Raw genomic sequence first — 19635 nt, 5'->3', positions numbered from 1 at the left:
ACGAGGGCGAGTGGTACAACAGCCTGAAGGTCTACGCGGAGGTGATCAAACGACGAACTGGTGGCCGATCGGGACAACATTCCCTTCGCCTGGACCGACGAAAACGACGCCCGGCTGAAGCGGATCATCGACGCGGCGTGCACGGCCCAGCGCGGCACCCAGGGTACGGCCGGCTGCGACAACGGCTTTCGACCCCGAAGGGCCCGTGCCGGGGTAGCGCCGCGATCGGTCGCGTAGGAGGGACGCCGGCATGCTTGACCCATCGACCCCGCCGGCAGCAGGACCGGCGGGCATCCCGCGACGTCTCGACCGGCCTACCGCGGTACGGCACGGAACCACGCCTCCCGGTCGCCCGGGTCGGGTCCGCGCCGGGGCAAGATCGGCGGGTCCTCACCGGTGACCGGCGCGTAGTGGTCGAAGGTGGTGGTCAGGACCGCCTCGCCACCGGTGAGGTCGGGAAGAGCGGCAACGACCTGCGGCACCCGGGATGACGGCAGGGTGCCGCTCACCTCGAGGTACCCGCCGGCGACAGCGGTGTCGTGGACCACCGCTCCCAGCCGGCCGAGCAACGCCAGCACCGTCTCCACCGTGTGCTGGGGAAGGTTCACGTCGAACCGCTCGATCGGTTGGCACACCCGGGTACCGGCCCGCCGCAGCGCTGCGGCGACCACGACCGGGGCGAGATTGCGAAAATCCGCCGCGACGGTCGAAATCGACTTGTCGAACTTTTGGTGCGGCTTGCTTTGCCGAGGCCAGTACCGCGAAGCCATCATGGTGACCACACAGTCGGTGACCGGCCAGCCGTGACGGCCCTGCCGGAGTGCGGCGCGCACGCCCTCTTCGGTGGCGGCCACGAACGCCGGCGGCAGCCGGCCGGGTTCGATACCGGGAAGAAACTCGATGCCGTGCCCGACCGGGGCGGCCTCGATCCGCAACCCGAGCCCGGCCAGATACGGGTTGCCGCGCTCGTGCACCCGCTCCTCGGCTGCTCCGGTGCCGGCGACCCGTTCGATGCAGGCCGTCAGCGTGCCGGAGAAACGCACCCGGACGCCGTACCGTTGCTCCAGGAGGGCGGCGAGCACCTCCTTCTGGACCTCCCCGTGCAGGCGGATCACCGCCTCCGCCTGCTGCTCGTCGAGCCGCAGGTCCACCAGCGGGTCCTCGTCGGCCAGCTCGGCCAGGCCGGCGAACATCGCCAACCGCTGCTCCGGTTCGACCGGCTCGACGACCGCCTGCCTGGTCGGCGGCGGGAACCGGTAGGCGTGCCGCTGCGGCGGGTCCCCGATGTGCTGGCCGATCCGGGCCGACACGCCGCGCACCGCGGCGATCTGGCCGGCGGAGACCGAGGGGCGCACCAGCACGCCTTCGGGCTCGATGACGGCGATCTGGGTCACCGTCTGGGGGCGGGCTCCGCCGAGCTGCACCCGATCCCGTACGCGCAGACGCCCAGACCACAATCGCAGCCAGGCCCGCCGGCCGTGGCCGTCCCGGTCGACGGCGAAGACCGTACCCGCCAGCGGACCGTCCTGTTTCTCACCGCGCGGCAGCAGGTCGGCGAGGAGATGGCACAGCTGCCGTACGCCTGCTCCGGTGATCGCCGAGCCGCACGCCACCGGGGTGAGCTCGGTGCGGCGCACCGCGTTCCGTAGCGCACGCCGGACGTCGCGGACGCGTACCGGCCGGTCCGTCAGCCACCGCGCCGCCACCGCGTCGTCGACCTCCGCGACTGCCTCCAGCACCGGTTCGGCGTCGAGGCCGACGACCCGCACCCGGGCGTCGCGCCCGCCCTGGCCGGTGACCGTGGTGAGCAGGACCGGACGCGCGCCGAGACGCTGGCGTACCTGGGCCATCACCCGGTCGACGTCGGCGCCGCGGCGGTCCACCTTGTTCAGGAAGAACACCGTCGGTACGCCGATGCGGCGCAGCGCCCGCCAGATGGCGACGGTCTGCGGCTGGACCCCCTCGACGCTCGACACCACCAGCACGGCGGCATCGAGCACGGCCAGCGAACGCTCGACCTCCGCGATGAAATCGGGATGGCCGGGGGTGTCCAGCAGGTTGATGCTCAGATCACCGATGACGATCGACGTGACGGCCGCCCGGATGGTGATGCCGCGCCGGCGCTCCAGCTCCATCGAGTCGGTCCGCGTCGTGCCGGCGTCGACGCTCCCGAGCTGGGACACGGCGCCCGCCTCGTAGAGCAGGCGTTCGGTCAGGCTGGTCTTTCCAGCGTCAACATGGGCGACGATTCCGAGGTTCAACAAGGCCAAGGCAGGACTCCACGGTAGGACGGGCAAGGGTCCGGAGCGTGGAAGCTGCTCGCATTGTCACTCCTCATCACGGTTTGGCGGTTGGGCACCCTGCCCATTCGGTTGCAGGGCGAACAGTTCCAGGTTGCACGGCCGCTGCGACCGCCGCCACCGAATTCGGTCCCGGACGGAGGAACTGTTCGACACCGTCCAGGCCACCCGGAGTTCACTCGGCATCTGACCCGGCGCCGACCATCTCGGGCGCCCATGCCGGAACTCGCACCCCGGACGATCTCATCTCGTCGCTCCGAGCGCACTGGCTGGCCAGTGCGCTCGGAGCGACCACGCAGCGTCCCGGTGTAGCTGGTTGCCGTCGGGCCCTGGTAAGCCGGCCAGGAGATGCTGAACCCTCGCGAGCCGCTCAGACGCGTCCAACGCCGGTCACCCGTCGGCCCACTGTCGGGCCGGAACTCGTGGACGACCTCGATCAGCCCGACGTGCTTGACGGGGCGCTGCCGCTTGCTGAAGGCCGTGTGGGGGTGGGATCATCGCGGCCATGATCGAGAGAATCGAGTCCTCCGTCCGCCGGTGAGCGTGACGACCGAGCCTGGACTGCTCGGACCCCAGATCACTTTGTTCGAACACGCTCTACGTCTCCATCAGCAACATCCCGACGGTGTTCTGCCTCGCGACGGTGAGCCGTATCCGGACGAAGTACGTCACCGCTCGCGGCCGTCAACCCGGCGCGCGAGGGATCGACGACTCGACGGAGCCGATGTCGCTGTCATCCTCGACAGTCACTTCAGTCAGCCTGACGCGCAGGCGAGTGAACTTGTCGACGCCTTCCGCGATGCCCACGTCCCAATCCATCGCAACGACCACATCGTTGCCGCGGCGCTGCGCGCGGACCGGCAGCGAGTGCGACAGACCGGCCGGTGGTTGGTGCGGCACAGCACCGACCGCAGCGCCGCCACGGTCGGACTCGCGCTGCTGGCCGCAGACTGGGCCGAGGACGACATCCCGCTGATCCAAACCATCGGTCTGCTGTCGAACCGGTTCGGCCCGTTGGCCGCAGAGGCGTTGCAACGCCGCCGTGGAGGTGCAGAAGCGCTGCTGTGGCTCGCCGAGCGCGTCGCCGGCTGGGGCCGGGTCTACGTCGTCGAGGCGCTATGCCGACAAGGCGCCGCCGGTTCCCGGGCGTGGCTGTTGCGCCATGCCTGCGATGGCGACTACCTCAACGGCTACTTCGCCGGCAAGGTCGCCACCACAGCGCACCTGCACGAAGCGATCACCCGCCCCGATGCTGACGACGAGCTGATCGATCACACCGGCCGGCTCCGGAGGACCATGGCCGACTGCAATGGCATGGGCATGACCCTCGAGCACTACCCGCCGGCACCTGTCGTGCTGGCCGCGCATGCTGCTCACCTCGCCCAGCAGACGCCGACAGCAAATCGGTACGCCGACGGCGCGATCATCGCCGACTATCTGGCGGCCAAGCCTCCGAACCGATGCGGCTGTACTGCCGAGCAGCGGGACAGCATCGTGCAGCATTACCTCGCAGTACTCGACCGGCCGGATTGGCGTGACGCGGTCCGCGCGGGCCTCGGCCCCACCAGCGACTTCTTCGCCTGGTTCGTCGATCATGTAGCGGCGCGGCTGCGTCTCGGCGCGTTTTCTGGCGTGGCAGAAGGTGACGAGCGATGAACCACACCGCCAATCAACACCTGGTCGAAGCGGTGCAAGCCGGTGACGGGGCAGCCGTCGCGCAGGCCTTGACCGACGGGGCTGATCCGAATGCGGAAGTGGGCCGGTTCCGGGGGTCCGTGCTCGTCGAGGCCGCCCGCAGCGGCCGGCTGGAAATCGTTGTTTTGCTGGTAGACGCCGGGGCGAGCGCGATCGTCATAGCCGCCCGGCGAGGAGACCATGCTGCAGTGGACGTGCTACTGCAGGCTGACGCTGACGTGGAGTCCGGCGACCAGCACGGGCGGACCGCGTTGATGCACGCGGCCGAACGCAACGAACGACAGGTCATCGCTGCCCTGCTGCTGGCAGGCGCCGCCACCGACACCATCAGTAGCGACGGCATGACGGCGTTGCAGTTGGCCCGCGGTTGGCAGCGCCAGAACGTCCAATTCATGCTGGGCGAGCGCCACGCCGGGCTGGACGACGTGCCAATCACCCGCACCGTCGTGCGCTTGCGCCACCGCAGCCGCGTCGGGCGCCCCCTCCCATCGGAAGATCCCGCAGCCGGGTCGTGGTCCACTGCTTCACCCGCCGCGCCCGCACCCCGCGCTGCGAGCAGCATCGCGCCTGCTCATCCCGGGTGGCCAGGTACACCACCGGGATTCCGTCCTCGTCCGACTCGACCCAATCCACCACAACCCCTCACGCCAGTACGCCGGCCTGCCCGATCAAGTTCGATGAGCCAGTATGCCGTGGCTGGCATACCAGGTTGCCGCCCAGCGACTTCAACCAATATGGTTGTGGTTCCATGCAAGACATGAGTAGGCGGACGACGTTGAGAGGTGCGCGTGCGTACCGACGTTCACGAGGTTCGGCCGCAATGGCTCACATGGCCCGCAGCGGTAATCGCCGCGGTTTCGTGGATCCTCGGACGCCTCACGGATATCGGACTTTTTGACCTCTTGGTCGTCGCGGCAGTCTCATGGCTAGGCGGCTGCTTATTGACTGATGCGGCATGTCGTTACCTTGTCCGAACGGAAGAAGTTCCAACAGGCGAGGGGGAAGAACAACGCAAGGTCGGCTAACCACCGATCCGAGGCATCCGCCGGCGGCCTCGCCCCTCTGACCTGGGAATATTGGACTCGACATAGGAGAAGACAACGACCCGTTACCCGCCGTCACCACCGAACGTGAAACAGGGTCGTTCGTTTGACAGACCCTCGGGGGAACGGGATGCTGGCGCAGGTTGGTGCCGCGCCGGGGGCACGTCACAGAGCCGTGCAGTGCCAGTTGGAACGTTGATCATTGAAGCGACGTATCCGCCGGCGACACCGCGCAACGAGCGGCGGTGAACTGCTCGAGCCCGATGGCGAACCATGCCATCGGACTCGCCTGTTTTAAGTTCGTCTTTAGCGGCTGCAGGTGAACCGCCCCGGATTTGTAGAGACTTCCCCGCTTGGGAAGGATCGAGAGATGACAGGAACGAAGCCGTATCCGCAGGGGCTGCGGGAGCGGGCGGTGCGGCTGGTCGCGACAGGTGCGGCCGAACTACGAGTCGGACTGGGCGGCGATCACGGCGGTGGCGGCTCGGCTGGGGATCGGCAGGGCCGAGACGTGGCGTAAGGGGATCCGTCAGTGGCGCCGGGGGCATACCGCCCCAGGCACGCTGGTCCAGCCGCACGAGGCCGGGACGCGGGCTACTCAGACTCCAGAAGGCTGACGACTCCTTCAGCCATTCCCTGCGGCGTCGGATAGTCGAAGACGGCCATCGGGCCAAGATCGGCTCCGGTCGCATCGCTGATGAGGGGAACCATCCTGATCGCTGTGATCGAGTCTCCCCCCAGCTCGAAGAAGTTGTCGTCTCGGTGAATTCCCTCGATGCCCAGGGTGCGTTCCCACGCGTCGAGGACGACCTGCAGGACATGGGAGACCTCGAGACTCATTCCGCCACCTCTACGTTCGGCACCCCGACGACCTTGTGATTGTGGTTGAGCGCGAGACTCTGCCGGATCGAGATCATGACCGGGACAGCGCGGCTGGGCAGTCGCGCCCTCAAGAACGCGCGCAACACCTCCGGCTCGACCGGCTCGCTCAACACCACCGACAGGCCGACCAGCGTCCCTGCTGGGCCGTCGTACGGCGCGACGTGCGCCTGCTGCACAGCCGGATGCCCGAGCGCCGCGGCCTCGACTTCCTCGGGTGCGATCCGGAGGCCGTTGACGGAGATCTGCCTGTCGAGTCGGCCCGTGATCCTCGGGCCGTCAGCCCGGTCGCCCGCGACGGCACGGTCACCGGTGCGGTACGCGCGATACCCGGGCTCCGCGAGCGGATCGTCGATAAACCGATCGGCGCGACCGCCCGGGCTCACATAGCCCAGAGCGAGGTACCGGCTGCGTACGACCACCTCGCCGTCCACGAGGAGCAGTTGGGCGCCGGCGACCCCCTCGCCCACTCCGAGCGTCGTTGCGTCCGACAACGCCGGATCCGGCACGACCCCGCGGCCGAGGATGAAGCACGACGCGATTTGAGGTGTCTCGGTGGCGCCGTAGGCGTTGACCACGACCGAGTCCGTCATCCCCCGAAGTCGCCGCACCAGTCCGACCGGAAGAGGTGCGCCGCCGGAGACCACCAGGCGCAGGTGGTCCAGTCGCGCGGGTCGACCAGCCATCGCCAACTCCAGGAGAGCAGGCGTCGAATGAAGGATGCTGATGCCGGTCGAGTCGATGAATTCGGCGACGGCCCTCGGGTTGCGCAGAACGTCGGCCGGAGGAATCACCAGCGTTCCACCGCTGTGCAGTGGAACCAGGATGTCACGCAGCAGCGGATCATGCCCCAAACCGGACACGAGTGCGACATGGTCATCGGGACCCGGAGTGAACTCGGACAAGTACCACCGCATCGGACCGGCCAGACCCGCAGCCGACACGGCGACCGCTGCCGGGACGCCGGCGCTTCCCGAGGTCATGAGGATGTGACTGCACTCGGGGTGGGCGGGAAGCGCATCGTCGAGCCGAGATAGGCCATCGCGCCGCAGACGCCACCTCGGCCTGACGGCTCGCTCGTTCTGCTCGATCCGCATGCGGGGCAACGTCGTGTCGATGAGTTGCACGCTCACTCCGACCGTCCAGGCGGCGAGCAGCATGATCGGCAGATCCCGATGACGCTCCGCGTGCAACGAGAGAGTCTCCCCCGCCCTCACGCCCGCCCGACGCAGGGAGTCGGCGGTCGCGTCGATCATCGACACGAGCTCACCGTAGGAGGTCGTCCGATCAGGATCGGCGATGGCCGGTGCCGAGGGAGTGTGCGCGGCGACTGCACGAACCGGCGCCACCAACAGTTCTGTGAGCACGCGTCAGCCGACCCTTCGAGGACCGTGGACACCGATTTCGGCGTCGTCGCCTGTCGGGGCATCGAACCGACCTGGTGCAACATTTAGCGGGTCGCGACTCGACGAGGAGCGGCCCAGTCCGTCGGGCAGGGGGCCCAGAAACAGGTCCGTGGGCGGATCGGGCGCCAGATAGAAGTGCCCGCCAGGACGGACAACGTGCGCGAACCGTCCATGTGTCAGATCCGCCCACCGAGCGCAATGATCGGGGGTCACATGGGTGTCCGATTCCCCGCTGACCACCAGCAGCTCGCAGCCCAGGCCGGCGCCCGACGGGTGTCGATAGCGCTGGAGCATCGTGTAGTCGGCGCGCAGGTAGGGAAGAACGAGGGCACGAACCCGTGGGTCTGCGAGCAGCTCAGGATCATCCACGGTCCCGCCGAGGGAGACCAGCGCGCGTAGCGCCGCGTCGTCGTTCCACACGTCGAGGCTGGCGACACCGTCGCGTTCGTGCGGCGCTCGCGAGGCGGAGACGACCATGCGCTCGACGGATTGTCCGAACGACTCCAACAGGCGCGCGACCTCGTAAGCCACGATCGCGCCCATGCTGTGCCCGAACAACGTCGTGGGTTGGGCCGGCGCCGCCCTCAACGACTCGGCCACTTCGGCGGCCATCTCGAGAAGGCTAGTGGCGCAGGGCTCGCGCAGTCGGTCAGCGCGCCCCGGGTACTGCACGGCCACCAGCGCTACGTCCGGGGAGAGTAAGGGCACCCACGAGCGGAAGAAGTTCGCCGACCCTCCAGCGTGCGGGAAGCACACCAGGCGACGGCGAGCTGCCACGTTCGGCGTGAGGGTGCGGAGCCACTGGCCGTCACCCATCGCGTCGCTCCCCTGCGGCCGCGACCACCAGACGCCGCAGCTCTTCGAAGCTCGCCACACCGTACACGTCTTCGAACTCCAGTTCGACGCCGTAGGCGGCGCCCACGTCGTCGATGAAGCGGATCAGGTCCAGCGAGTTTCCTCCCGCGTCGAAGAAGCTCTCTCCCGCGCGGGGGGCAGAACCCGTGCGACGCAGCCAGAAGGCCGCGAGGTCCGCACTGCTCGGCTCCTGCGGGGCACCGTCGTCGTGCCCGAGGACACCGACGCTGCCGGCGAGCGCGTCGCGGTCGACCTTGGCGGACCCGGTGAGCGGGAACTCCTCGACGAGCTCGATGTGGTCGGGCACCAGATAGGTCGGGACACGCTCCGCGACCCTCGTACGGATGCCCTTCGCGTCCGTTCCGTCGAGACCGTCGGCGGCTCGGACGAAGGCGACGACCCGGCGCTCGTGTCCCGAGCCGACGGCGACCGCGACCACCTCGGCGACCGCGGGGTCCGATCCGACGGCGGATTCCACCTCGGTGAGGTTGACGCGGACACCTCTGATCTTGACTTCGAGGTCGGCACGACCGTGGAACTCGAGGACGCCGTTCGCACGCCGCGACGCCTTGTCGCCGGTGCGGTAGAGGCGCGCTCCCGGAAGCGAGCTGAAGTGGTCCGCGGTGAACCGCGCGTGGGTCGTCTCCGGGTCCTGGAGGTAGCCGCTGGCCAGGCGGTCACCGCCGACGACGAGGTCGCCCACGACTCCGGGCGCGGTCGGCTGGAACTCGGCATCGACGACATGGGCCGTGGCACCGGCGACGGGAACACCGATGGGCACCGAATCACCCGTTCCGTCCCACTCCTGGAGCCGGAAGGCGGTGCTGATGACGGTGTTCTCGGTCGGCCCGTAGCAGTTGATGATGTCGACGTCCGGGCACAGGGCCTTCGCCGCGCGCGCCTGCCCCACGGGCATGACGTCGCCTCCGACGATCAACCGGCGGAGGCCGGCGAGAGACTCCGGGTATCGCTCGACCATGAGGGCGAACACGGCAGGCGTCAGCACCGCCACCGTCACGCGGTCGTCGCTGAGCAGGTCGGCCGTCGAGCGCAGCGACATTCCGCTCCCCGGGGCGCACAGCACGCCCGCGCCCACGAGGAGTGCCGACCAGATCTCCAACATCGAGGGGTCGAAGGCGAGGGTCGTGTGGACCAGGAAGGTGTCGTCGGCGCTCAAGCGCGTCGGGCTGTCTCGCAGAGCCAAGGCGCACAGGGCACCCTGAGGGACGCACACCCCCTTGGGGTCCCCGGTCGAACCCGACGTGAACAGCACGTAGGCCGTCGCATCGGCCCGGTCGACCGGGATGGCCTCCGGACCCCGGGGTTGCCCCTCTTCCACCAGTTGTCGTAGGTGTCCGCGTGTCGGGGCCGCGACGCCGGAAGGAAGGGAGTACGCGTCGGTCTCCACAACAAGCTGTACGGACGCCGCCGACACCGTCCGTGAGATCCGGTCCACCGGATGCTCGGGGGCCAACGGCACGACGTGGGCTCCCACGATCCACGACCCGAGCATCGCGACGATGCTGTCCCGCGAGCCGACGCCGAGTATCCCGACCGCCGATCCCTGCTCGATGCCTCTGGCCCGCAAGGCCGATGCCACGCGGTTGCTCTCGGACCAGACCTCGGCGAATGTCGCGCTAGCCAGCGGGTCTTGGACCGCGATCTTGGCGGGGCGCAGGCGCACCTGGCGCTCGAACGCCGCCGCGATGCCTTCGAAATGCTCTCCCACTACGAGTCGTCTCCCATGCCGCGACGGTCGAGCAGCCGCTCGACCAACGTGATCTGATCGCCGAGGGTCCGCGCGTCGACAAGGTCCGCCAGCTCGAGGGTCACCGGCAACACCTTCTCCAGCCGGCGAGCGAGACGGATCAGCGTCAGCGAGTCACCGCCCTCGGCCGTGAAGTCATCGGTCGGCCGCGGAGACTGGGTGCCGAGCAACTCGGCCCACGCCGCGCGCACTTCCTCGGCGGGGGTGCGCCCGGCGGGTTCGGCGGTGCGCCCCTCGGCCAGGTGCTGTTCGGAGAGAGGCGCCGCTGTCTCGACAGCTAGCTCTGCCTCGGGTGCGACGTGTCTCGGGCTGCCGGCGAAGGTGGAGCCGGGAAGGTGCACCCGCCGACCAGGCGGAGCGAGGACAGCGAGATCGACGGGCAGTCCTTGTGCCCAGAGTGCTGCCACCGTTCGTGCGGGGGCGTCATCGTCCTCGTGCGCGGTGCCCGTCAAGGGCAGGCAATCGATCCCGGCAGCCGCGGCCAGTCCGGACAGGGCGCGCCCGGGCCCGATCTCGACAGCCATCGCGTCGGGGAAGGTGCGGGCGATCGTGGCCAAGCCGTCGCCGAACCGCACCGTGCCCCTGGCGCTCCTGGCGAACATGTCGAGCCGGCGCCGCGAGCCCCGCTCGATCATCACGCCGTCCAAGCAGCTCAGGAAGGGGATCTCGATCTCGTCGCCCCAGTCATCACCCGCGTGCACGAGGAGATCGTTCACTGCGGGCTCCATCAGCCGGCTATGGAAGGCGTGGGAGGTCCGCAGGCGTTTTCCGGTGAGCCCACCAAGGTGACGCTCGACCTCGTCCATCGCCAGGTCGGTGCCGCTCAACACGTGTTCGCGCGGACCATTCACCGCCGCCAGCTCCACGCGGCCACCCGACGCCTCGATGAGCTCCCCGGCCTCGGCCACCGAGCATCTGACCGCCAGCATGGATCCCGGCGGACAGTCCTGCATCGACCGGCCGCGCAGGGCGATCAGGCTCGCCGCCTGCTTCAGATCCAGCATTCCGGCTATGCAGGCCGCCGTCACCTCACCCACACTGTGGCCCGCCAACGCGCTGGGGCGCAGTCCGAACTGCTCCAATGCCCTTGTCGCGGCGTACTCGAGGGCGAACAGGCACGGCTGCGCCAGCGAGGTGTCCCGCATCTGGTCATCGGGGAAATGATGATCCGTCATGGCCGCGCGAACCCGGTCGGCCAGCGCGGCGTCGAAGTAGTGCAGACATTGTTCGAGGTAGCCGTCGAACCCGGGCAGGGACCGCCGGAAAGGCGTGGCCATTCCGGGACGCTGACTTCCTTGTCCAGGAAAGAGAAAGATCAGGGGGCGCGTCGCTCCGGTTCGCGACTGTCCTCGCGCGACGCCGCGACCGGTGCGCAGTTGTTGTGCCGCATGCGCCGCGCTGCGCGCGACCAAGGCGAGTCGCTCGATCTGCGGAGCCCGCCCGACTCGCAGCGTGAAGGCGACGTCGGCGAGCCCCTGGTCGCTGTCTTCCAGATGCCGGGCCAAGCGCTCGGCATCGCGCTCGAGTGCGTCCTGACGACCGGACGACTGGACGATCACCCTGAGCCGCTCGTCGCCGGAGTGCGGTGCCGGTGGCCGGACGGACGGGGGCTGTTCAACGACGACGTGCGCGTTCGTTCCCCCGATGCCGAACGAGCTGACACCCGCGCGGCGTGGTTCGGGACCTGACCAGGGCTGCGCTTCCAAGGGGACGTGCAGGGGCGAGGCGGCCGTGCCGAGTAGGGGGTTGAGCCTGCGGAAGTTCGCCACGGGAGGTATGCGCGCATGACTTAGCACCAGCATGGCCTTGACGAGTCCGGCAAGACCGGCGGCGGCGTCGAGATGCCCGATGTTGGCCTTGACCGCGCCCACCGCGACCTGTCCGTCCGGGACGCCCGCCTCCTTCAGGACGGTCGTCGCGGCCGACCACTCGATCGAGTCGCCCACCCGCGTCCCTGTGCCATGGGTTTCCAGGTATCCGAGGCTGGTCGCCCGCACATCCGCGGAAACGAGCGCCGACCGGATCGCGTCCGCCTGTCCCCGTGCGGCGGGCGCGCTGAACCCCGCTTTGGCGGCTCCGTCGTTGTTCACGGCCGAGCCGAGGAGCACGCCGTGCAACGCGATCTCGTCGCCGACGTCGACGAAGCGGCGCAGCACGACGGCCAGGACACCCGAACCACCGACCACGCCGGTCGCGTCCACGTCGAACGGGCGGCACTCCCCGTCCTTCGACATGATCCCGCCGCTGCTGTACCGGTGGCCCGCCGCCGGCCACCCCAGGGAAGCGGCCACCACCACCGCTTGATCGCAGTCGCCGTTGGTCAGCGCCTGGATCGCGAGATGCACCGCCACCAGCGATGAGGAGCAGGCGGTCGAGACCGCCATCGCAGGCCCGTGGAGGCCGAGCCGGTACGCGATCCGAGTGGCCATGAAGTCGCGCCCGGTGCCGATGTCGATCCGTTCGACGACATCGGGATCGAGATCCGGCCTGCGCAGCATCTGTGCCGCGTAGCGGCTGGGACTCGACGAGGCGAAGACCGCGGTGCGGAGCTGGTCCTCCAGCGGATTGCGTCCGGCGTCCTCCAGCGCCGACCAGGTCGCCTCCAGCATGAGTCGGTGCTGGGGATCGGTCAGCTGCGCCTCGCGAGCGCTCATGCCGAAACGCTCGGCGTCGAAGCGGTCGATGTCGGCGATCAAGCCGCGCACGGGGACATAGTCCGGGGCCTCGGAGACGCTCGGTGCGACGCCGGCCGCGAGCAACTGCGCGGGGTCGAGCCGAGTGGTGAGCGCCTCCCCTCTGCACACGGCGGCCCACCAGGCATCGAGGTCCGCCGGCCCGGGAAGCCTCGCGGAGACACCCGTCACGGCGATGTCGAGCGACCGATCCCTCACTGGGCGCCCTCGCCACGCCCTCGTCGGGCACGACCGGCAGCCGCGAGTCTGGCCTGTCGCGGATCGACCACGGGGCTGACCTCGGCCGTGCCGGTGAGGCGACCGAACGCCGCGCTCTGCGCCGCCACCGTGGTGGCCGAGAAGAGCTCGACGATGTCGATGGTGATGTCGAGACGATCCTCGATTTCCGCTTGGAGGAGGGGAACCAGCAGTGAATGCCCTCCCGCGTCGAAGAAGTTCACGTCGTGGGCGACGGTCGGGACTTCCAGCACCTCGCACCACGCGGCATGGATCGCGGCCAGTGCGTCGCCGTGTGCCTCCGACGCCACGGCGGTGCGGTCGGCATCGCCTGCCGAGCTGCTCCGGAGCGCCATGAGGGCATCTCGATCCACCTTGCCGCGCGACGTCCGCGGCAGCCGGTCGACACGGTGAAGGACGCTGGGCACCATGACCGGTGGCAGCAGCTCCCCGAGCCGCGCGCGAAGCGACTCGACGTCGCGGTCGCCGTCGAGGACCAGAAACGCCTCCAACGTGGCGCCGTTCGGTGCCACGAGCACCGCGATGTCCACCACGCCCTGCAGCGAGCGCGTCGACGACTCGACCGCCCCGAGGTCGACACGATGTCCACGCAGCTTGACGATCTGGTCGCGGCGCCCCAAGATGCTCAGCCCGCCGTCGTCATTCCAGCGGACCCAGTCTCCGGTCCGATACATCCGGGACTGCTCCTGCGCGAAGGGATCGCGGACGAACACCCGGTCGGTGAGTTCCGGCTTGCCCAGATAGCCTCGAGCGACGCGCTCACCGCCGACGTACAGTTCACCCACGGCGCCTCTCGGCATCAGGTTGCCGTGCCGGTCGAGGACGTAGAGGTGCGAGCCGGGTGCGGGCCCGCCGATGTCGACGCGATCGCCGGGCCGCAGACGGCGGAACGTGCTCCAGACAGTCGTTTCCGTCGGGCCGTACTCGTTGACCAGATCGGCGTCGGGATGCCAGGCGAAGTGCTGGGCCGATGTTGCGCCGGGAAGCGACTCGCCGGCGAGGATGACGGTGGACAGCGACATCGCGGGATCGATGGCGTCCCGTTCGGCCGCGTCCAGCACGGAGGCGTAGAGCGCCGGGACACTGAGCATGGTCGTCACCGAGTGACGGCGAATGATCTCGAGGATCCGGCGTGGGTCCCTGATCTCGTCGGCCTCGGCGACGACGAGGCATCCGCCAGCCGACAGCGTGCCCCACAGTCCAGCCATCGAGGAGTCGAACGACAGCGGTGAGAGCAGGAGGAACGTGTGCGTTCCGGGGTAGGTCATGTGGCGCGCCGCCGTCGAGTTCGCCAGTGAGGCGTGCTCCACCACCACGCCCTTGGGCTCCCCGGTCGTCCCCGACGTGTAGATCACATACACGGCGTCCTCGGGCCGAGCCTCGGGCAGAGTCACGTGGGACGCGTCGTGGCCGGCGTCGTGCCGCGGCTGAACGGCGGTGACACCCGGGATGTCCGTCGACTCGGTGACCAGCAGGTCGACCCCGGCGTCGTCTAGGACCGCCCGGATGCGCGCCTGCGGATCGTTCGGGTGGAGGGGCACATACGTACCTCCCGCACGCAGCACGGCGAGTACCGCCACCACCGCATCCACCGACGGGGACAAGTGCACGCCGACCCGGGTCTGACGACCGACACCATGACCGTGCAGGACGTGGGCCAGGGCCAGAGAGCGCCGTGCCAGCTCGGAGTACGTGAGCGAGTTCGCTCCGGCCACCACGGCCGTCCTGTCCGGCCACCGGCCGGCCACGTCGACCACCTGCTCGTGGATGGGTCGGAGGTCGCCCACCACGCCGGCTCCCCGCCCCAGTGCCAAGAGGTGGCGGCGCTCCTCGGCCGAGACGACGAGCTCGTTCCGAGCATCATCCGACTCGACGAACCGTTGCAGGACCGATCGCACGCTGTTCAGCAGGCGGCGGATGTCCTCCTCGGCGTGACGCTCCCGCCGGAAGACCGCGACGAGCTCGGCCGCGTTGCCGCCTTCGCGTAGCGTCAACGTGAGCTCGTACTGCGCGATCCGTGTTGGCAGGTCAAGGGGCTGCACCGTCACGCCGGCGACGTCCGGGATCGCCCGGGTGGGCTCGAAGTTGAACAGCACCTGGAACACCGGAGTCGTGCCGGCGTCGGCACCCCGATGAACGCGGCGCACCAGCTGGTCGAAGGGGATCGCCCGATTGGCGTACGACCTGAGCAGACTGGCGTGGGCTCCCCGCACGAGATCGGCGACAGAGGCACCTGCGAGATCGCGCAGTCGCACCGGCACAGGGTTGACGAACGTGCCGGTCGTGTCCGCGAAACGAGCGGAGCGCGTGTCCATCGACGCGCCGATCAGGAGGCTTTCCGTGTCGCGGTATCGGCTCAGCGTCAGCGCGAATGCCGCCAGTCCGACCACGTGTGGAGTGGTGCGACGACTTCGCGCGAGATCGCGGATCGCCGACCACGCCTCAGGGGACAGCCTCTCCCTTACGGTGCCGGCATTCTTGTCCTGCGACAGGCTCTGCAATGGCAGCCCCAGAGGCGTGGATTCGTCCTCCTCCTCGTCGAGACGAAGCTCCTCGACCCAGCGGTCGATGCGGGAAGGATCAGGAGACTCGGCCGCCTCTTCCTCGATGTAGTCGCGATAGGACGGGCCCGCCGGCGAGCCGGACCGGCCGTCGTAGCTGGCGAACAGGTTGTCGATGACGATGTCAAGCGACCGGCCGTCCAGCACCGCGTGGTGGGCGCTGAGGACCAAGACGTGTTCCTGGGACCCGAGCCGCAGGAGCGCCAGGTCGGCCAAGGGCTCCTTGTCCAGCATAAACACCCGGCCGACCGCGGATTCCAACTCCAGCTGGAGTTGCTCGGGAGCGACCACGCGAATGGACATGTCCATGTCGTCGACAGGCCAGTAGTCGCGACTCGGCTCGGCTGACGAGTCCAATAAGCGAAGTCGCAACTCATCATGGTTGATCAACACGCTCCGCCAGGCTGCGGCGAGTTTCCCGGTGTCGACGGCACCGATCAAACGGGCCGCCCACACCACGGTGAACTCGGCGCTGGAGGAATCGACTTTGTAGGCAAACCACATTCGGCCCTGCGCTGACGAGAGCGCAGGGAGGCTCTTCGAGACCACCTTTTGACCCCCCGAGTTGCGCGAGTGCTCACGTTGCTGGCCAGTGTGAGGTCGCGGAGCGAACTCTAGCCTCTGCCCCACCGAAGGTACAGACCGTACTCGCGGAATCCACATTGATCGCAGCTGACTCGTGTCGCCGGCCGTTCGCCTCGGTATCCTCGTCAGGGATGTGCCCCCGGCCCGAGGTGTCTTTCGACGAACTCATGTTCCCGGAGCAGGGCGTCGACCACGTTGTCGGGGTTGCTGAGCCCGTGACCTTCTCCTTCGTACGTCACGAGTTGGACGGGAGTGCCGACGCGTCGGAGCTCGTCCGCCAGCCTGCCCGATTGGGAGTGCGGAACGATCGCGTCGTCGCGTCCGTGAATGAGAAGCGTGGGGGTACGCAGGTTGCCGACGTCGGTCAGTACGGAGCGACGCTCGTACTCCGCTCGACCGGCGGGCCAGGGCGCGATCAGCCCGTCCAGATAGCGTGACTCCATCTTGTGGGTGTTGTCCGGCAGCGCACTGGGGTCGACCACGCCGCACAAACTGGTCACGGCCGCGAAGTCGGGCACGCTCTGCGCCGCCCGCAGAGCTGTGAGGCCACCGGAACTGAGGCCGCGGATCGCGATCCGACGAGGGTCGACCCTGCCCTGCGCGACGAGGTGGCGGGCGGCGCTGATCGAATCGGCGACGTCGAGATGACCCCACTGGTGCTGGATGGCCTGCCGATAAGCGCGACCGTGCCCCGCACTTCCGCGATAGTTGACCTCCACCACCGCGTAGCCTCTGCTGGTCCAGAACTGCACCCAACCGTTGAGCACCCCGGTAAAGCTCACCGTCGGTCCACCGTGGCACGAAACGATGAGCGGCGGCAGGCTGCCGCCTGTTGGCGGCTCGTAGTAGATCGCGTAGGCGAACGAGTCGTCGTGGGTCGGGAACCTCAGGCGTTCGGGCATGCTGATGCCATCAGGACGTCTGGCCGAGGCGCCGCGCAGCAGCCGCAGGTTCCCATCGGACAGCTCGGACACTTCGATCGGCTGGACGGCGGATCCGCCGAGGATGGTGACGTCGCTGCCCGAGCCCGCCACACCCTCGACCACCCACGTCGGGCCGGGGAGGATCTCGAGCGGCCCGCGTCGAGTGATCCGGCAGACCACGTCCCCGCTAGCGTTCCGAGCGGCGGCTAAGATGCTGTCGTCGTCCAGGAACGCGTAGGTGGCCAGTCCGCAGGACCAGTCGGGTCGACCGAACTCCGCCGGCATCGGTGCCAAGGCGCGCAGGGCGCCGTCGACCCCGTCGGCCGCGTACAGATTCCACCAGCCGCTCTCGTCGTGGATCACGTGCAGGACGCCGGCGGGGCTGTAGCGGGGTTGGGTGAAGGAGACCCCGGGTCGCCCGTCGATGACGACGTCGCCCGCCGGTCCGACCTCACGAAGCACCGACTGGTCCCAAGGCATGTAAGGATGGTCCCAAGCCACGTAGGCGATTCTGCTGCCGTCGGGGCTGACCGCGGGCGCGCCGTAGAAGTCGTGGCCCGATGCGACCACCTCGATCCGCCCACGCCCGTCCGTCGTGACCGAGACGATGTCATGACTCACGCCCGTCGCGAGCTCCCGTTCGCGGACCGCGTAGAGAAGGCTGCCATCAGGGCTGGGCGCTGGGGCGGCGTAGTGGGTCACCTCGTCGGTCGGCGGTGAGAGCACGGTGACTTCACCTCCCGGCGACCAGCGGTACAACAGCTGATCGCGGGCGCCGACGAAGAAGATCGTGCCCCCGGAGACGACGTAGGGGCGAGACCCGTAGCCGTAGACGCTGGACCTCACCCGGATGTCATCCGGCAGCGCGGGACGCGTTCCGCCTGTGCCGTCGGAGCACATGAGACGACCCGGAGCCCCGGAGTCCCGATCGGTCTCCACCCAGTACGACCGGCTTCCGACTCTGCTCACGAAACTCAGGTCACGCATGCCACGGACCAGGTCCAAGGCGGGAAAGGGGTTGCGGCTCGCCTCAGCCGCCGGAGGGGGAGAGTTCATCAGATGACCGACGTTAACAGACGTGAGAGGCGGACAGCTCGCGCAGATTCTAGAGTGGATCTCCGGTCGGTGGATACGCGCTGTTCTCGGGCTGAACAGGTGCGCTCTGTCGAGTAGAGTGCGTACGCGCTGCGACGAGCAGCGCAGGGACCAGGAGAGGAGACCGCTCGGCATGCAGCTCTTCCCCTCACCCGATCTCGCCGATCCGCGGTTCTTCACCCAGACCGCCCATCTCGAGCTGTGGCAACGCGCTCGCCGCGAGCATCCGCTGCAATGGGTCGAGTCGGACACACAGGGGCCGTTCTGGTCCGTCACCACGCATGCCCTGGCCACGCGGATCCTGGAGGATCCGAGCACCTTCACATCGACTCGTGGCATGAGGTTGGGCGCTCGACCCGCGGGCGTGGCCGCCGCCGCGGATCGCATGCTGGTCGTGGCCGACGGACAAGCTCACGCGCGCCTCCGTGGCGCGCACGCGCCCTGGTTCACCAGCAAGAACGTCAAGCTGGTCGGCGAAGCCCTGTCCGGCCACCTGGACGCCCTGCTGCGACCTCTGACCACGGGCGAGCCCGTCGACATCGTCGACGTGTTGGCGGACGCCGTGCCCACCTATGTGATGGCCGAGATGCTCGGCACCGATTTGGACGAGACGCACGAGCTGAGCAGGCAGGTGCGCACCAGCTTCGACGATTCGTCTGGGCCTGCGGACATTCAGGATCCAGCCGAGCACGCCGCCGCCAGCGCCCAGGTGTTCGCGTACTTCTACAAGTTGGTGCGCGCGCGGCGGGCGTGTCCCGGCGATGACGTCGTCAGTCATCTCATGAGACCTCTGGCCGACGGCACACAACTGACGAGTCAAGAGCTGTTGCTCAACTGCGACGGGCTGGTCAATGGAGGGCTGGGCACTTCCCGGCACGCGGTGTCGGGAACCGTCGAGGCGTTCGCGCGTCACCCGGACCAGTGGGCGAGACTTCGCGAGAACCCCTCTCTCCTGAGCGGCGCTGTCGAAGAGGTTCTGCGGTGGGCCTGTCCACCGATGCACGTGATGCGCACGGCGACGACGGATGTCGAGCTGGCGGGTAAGAAGATCGCAACCGGGGAAAGGGTCGTGGTCTGGCTGCCCTCATGCAACCGCGACGAGGCGGTTTTCACCGAACCGGACTCGTTCAGGATCGAGCGACGACCGAACCCGCACCTCAGCCTCGGCGCGGGTCCCCACTACTGCATCGGGGCGGCCGTGGGACGCCTCGAGATTCGTGTGCTTCTGCAGATGATGCTTGCCAGGATCGAGCGCCTCGAACTGTGCGGTGAGGCCGCCCGAAGTGCCTCCTCCTTCCTGAACGGGGTCGACCGGCTCGAAGTCCGAATGATCCCGCTGTCTGCCCAGCCGTGATCGGTTCCGAGTCTTCCCGGCTCGCTCTGCTCGCGGATCCCGGTTGTCATCCTCGCCGGACGATGGGCCGCCGCGTTGCACCCCCGTCATCGCCGCGCATCCGGACGTCGACGTTGACGTGCAACGGTTCCACTGACCGGGTTCGAAGACGACAACGGTGTCCCGGCAGCGCACCGTGGGATACCCCGGATCGCGATAGCATCCGTTCGGACCGGCCGGCGCCCGCGGATCGAGGTGCCAC

The 19635-nt window shown here is 68.7% G+C and carries 11 protein-coding genes; 3 read left to right on the top strand and 8 right to left on the bottom strand.

The window, feature by feature from the left end; genetic code table 11:
- Positions 1–314: 314 nt before the first annotated feature.
- Complete coding sequence (locus ABT006_RS23825) at positions 315–2270, bottom strand: GTP-binding protein (RefSeq protein WP_350709705.1); 1956 nt, start codon at positions 2268–2270, stop codon at positions 315–317.
- A gap of 567 nt (positions 2271–2837) precedes the next feature.
- Between ABT006_RS23825 and ABT006_RS23820 the strand changes: the two genes are divergently transcribed.
- Both ABT006_RS23820 and ABT006_RS23815 read left to right on the top strand, forming a co-directional pair.
- A complete protein-coding gene (locus ABT006_RS23820; protein WP_350709703.1) occupies positions 2838–3956 on the top strand; it encodes a hypothetical protein in 1119 nt (372 codons plus the stop codon).
- On the top strand, positions 3953–4756 hold the full coding sequence (locus tag ABT006_RS23815) for an ankyrin repeat domain-containing protein (RefSeq protein ID WP_350709701.1): 804 nt from the start codon (positions 3953–3955) through the stop codon (positions 4754–4756). The genes ABT006_RS23820 and ABT006_RS23815 overlap by 4 nt, the downstream gene beginning before the upstream one ends.
- Before the next feature lie 876 nt (positions 4757–5632).
- On the opposite strand, the gene ABT006_RS23805 is transcribed toward ABT006_RS23815, so the two are convergent.
- Genes ABT006_RS23805 through ABT006_RS23775 form a run of 7 tightly spaced genes read right to left on the bottom strand, consistent with a single transcriptional unit; the run spans position 5633 to position 17791 of the window.
- Positions 5633–5878, bottom strand: a complete 246-nt coding sequence (locus tag ABT006_RS23805) for an acyl carrier protein (RefSeq protein WP_350709699.1) — start codon at positions 5876–5878, stop codon at positions 5633–5635.
- On the bottom strand, positions 5875–7266 hold the full coding sequence (locus ABT006_RS23800; RefSeq protein ID WP_350709845.1) for an AMP-binding protein: 1392 nt from the start codon (positions 7264–7266) through the stop codon (positions 5875–5877). Before ABT006_RS23800 ends, ABT006_RS23805 begins: the two co-directional genes overlap by 4 nt.
- Before the next feature lie 21 nt (positions 7267–7287).
- Positions 7288–8139 (bottom strand): thioesterase II family protein, encoded by an 852-nt coding sequence (locus ABT006_RS23795; RefSeq protein ID WP_350709697.1) that lies wholly within the window; start codon positions 8137–8139, stop codon positions 7288–7290.
- Positions 8132–9907 carry a non-ribosomal peptide synthetase gene (locus ABT006_RS23790; RefSeq protein WP_350709695.1) on the bottom strand — a complete coding sequence of 592 codons (1776 nt, stop codon included), beginning with the start codon at positions 9905–9907 and terminating at the stop codon, positions 8132–8134. Before ABT006_RS23790 ends, ABT006_RS23795 begins: the two co-directional genes overlap by 8 nt.
- Complete coding sequence (locus tag ABT006_RS23785; RefSeq protein WP_350709693.1) at positions 9907–12837, bottom strand: type I polyketide synthase; 2931 nt, start codon at positions 12835–12837, stop codon at positions 9907–9909. The genes ABT006_RS23790 and ABT006_RS23785 overlap by 1 nt, the downstream gene beginning before the upstream one ends.
- Positions 12834–16100: a non-ribosomal peptide synthetase gene (locus ABT006_RS23780; RefSeq protein ID WP_350709691.1), complete on the bottom strand. Its 3267-nt coding sequence runs from the start codon at positions 16098–16100 to the stop codon at positions 12834–12836. Before ABT006_RS23780 ends, ABT006_RS23785 begins: the two co-directional genes overlap by 4 nt.
- 47 nt (positions 16101–16147) lie before the next feature.
- Positions 16148–17791, bottom strand: coding sequence for a S9 family peptidase (locus tag ABT006_RS23775; protein ID WP_350709690.1), 1644 nt, complete (start codon positions 17789–17791; stop codon positions 16148–16150).
- A gap of 382 nt (positions 17792–18173) precedes the next feature.
- Between ABT006_RS23775 and ABT006_RS23770 the strand changes: the two genes are divergently transcribed.
- On the top strand, positions 18174–19394 hold the full coding sequence (locus ABT006_RS23770) for a cytochrome P450 (protein ID WP_350709688.1): 1221 nt from the start codon (positions 18174–18176) through the stop codon (positions 19392–19394).
- Positions 19395–19635 lie beyond the last annotated feature (241 nt).

The sequence above is a fragment of the Micromonospora sp. NPDC002717 genome, from assembly GCF_040295705.1.
Taxonomy (GTDB): Bacteria; Actinomycetota; Actinomycetes; order Mycobacteriales; family Micromonosporaceae; genus Micromonospora.
The sequence above is the reverse complement of the archived record's forward strand: the minus strand, read 5'-3'. Positions and strand labels throughout refer to the sequence as shown.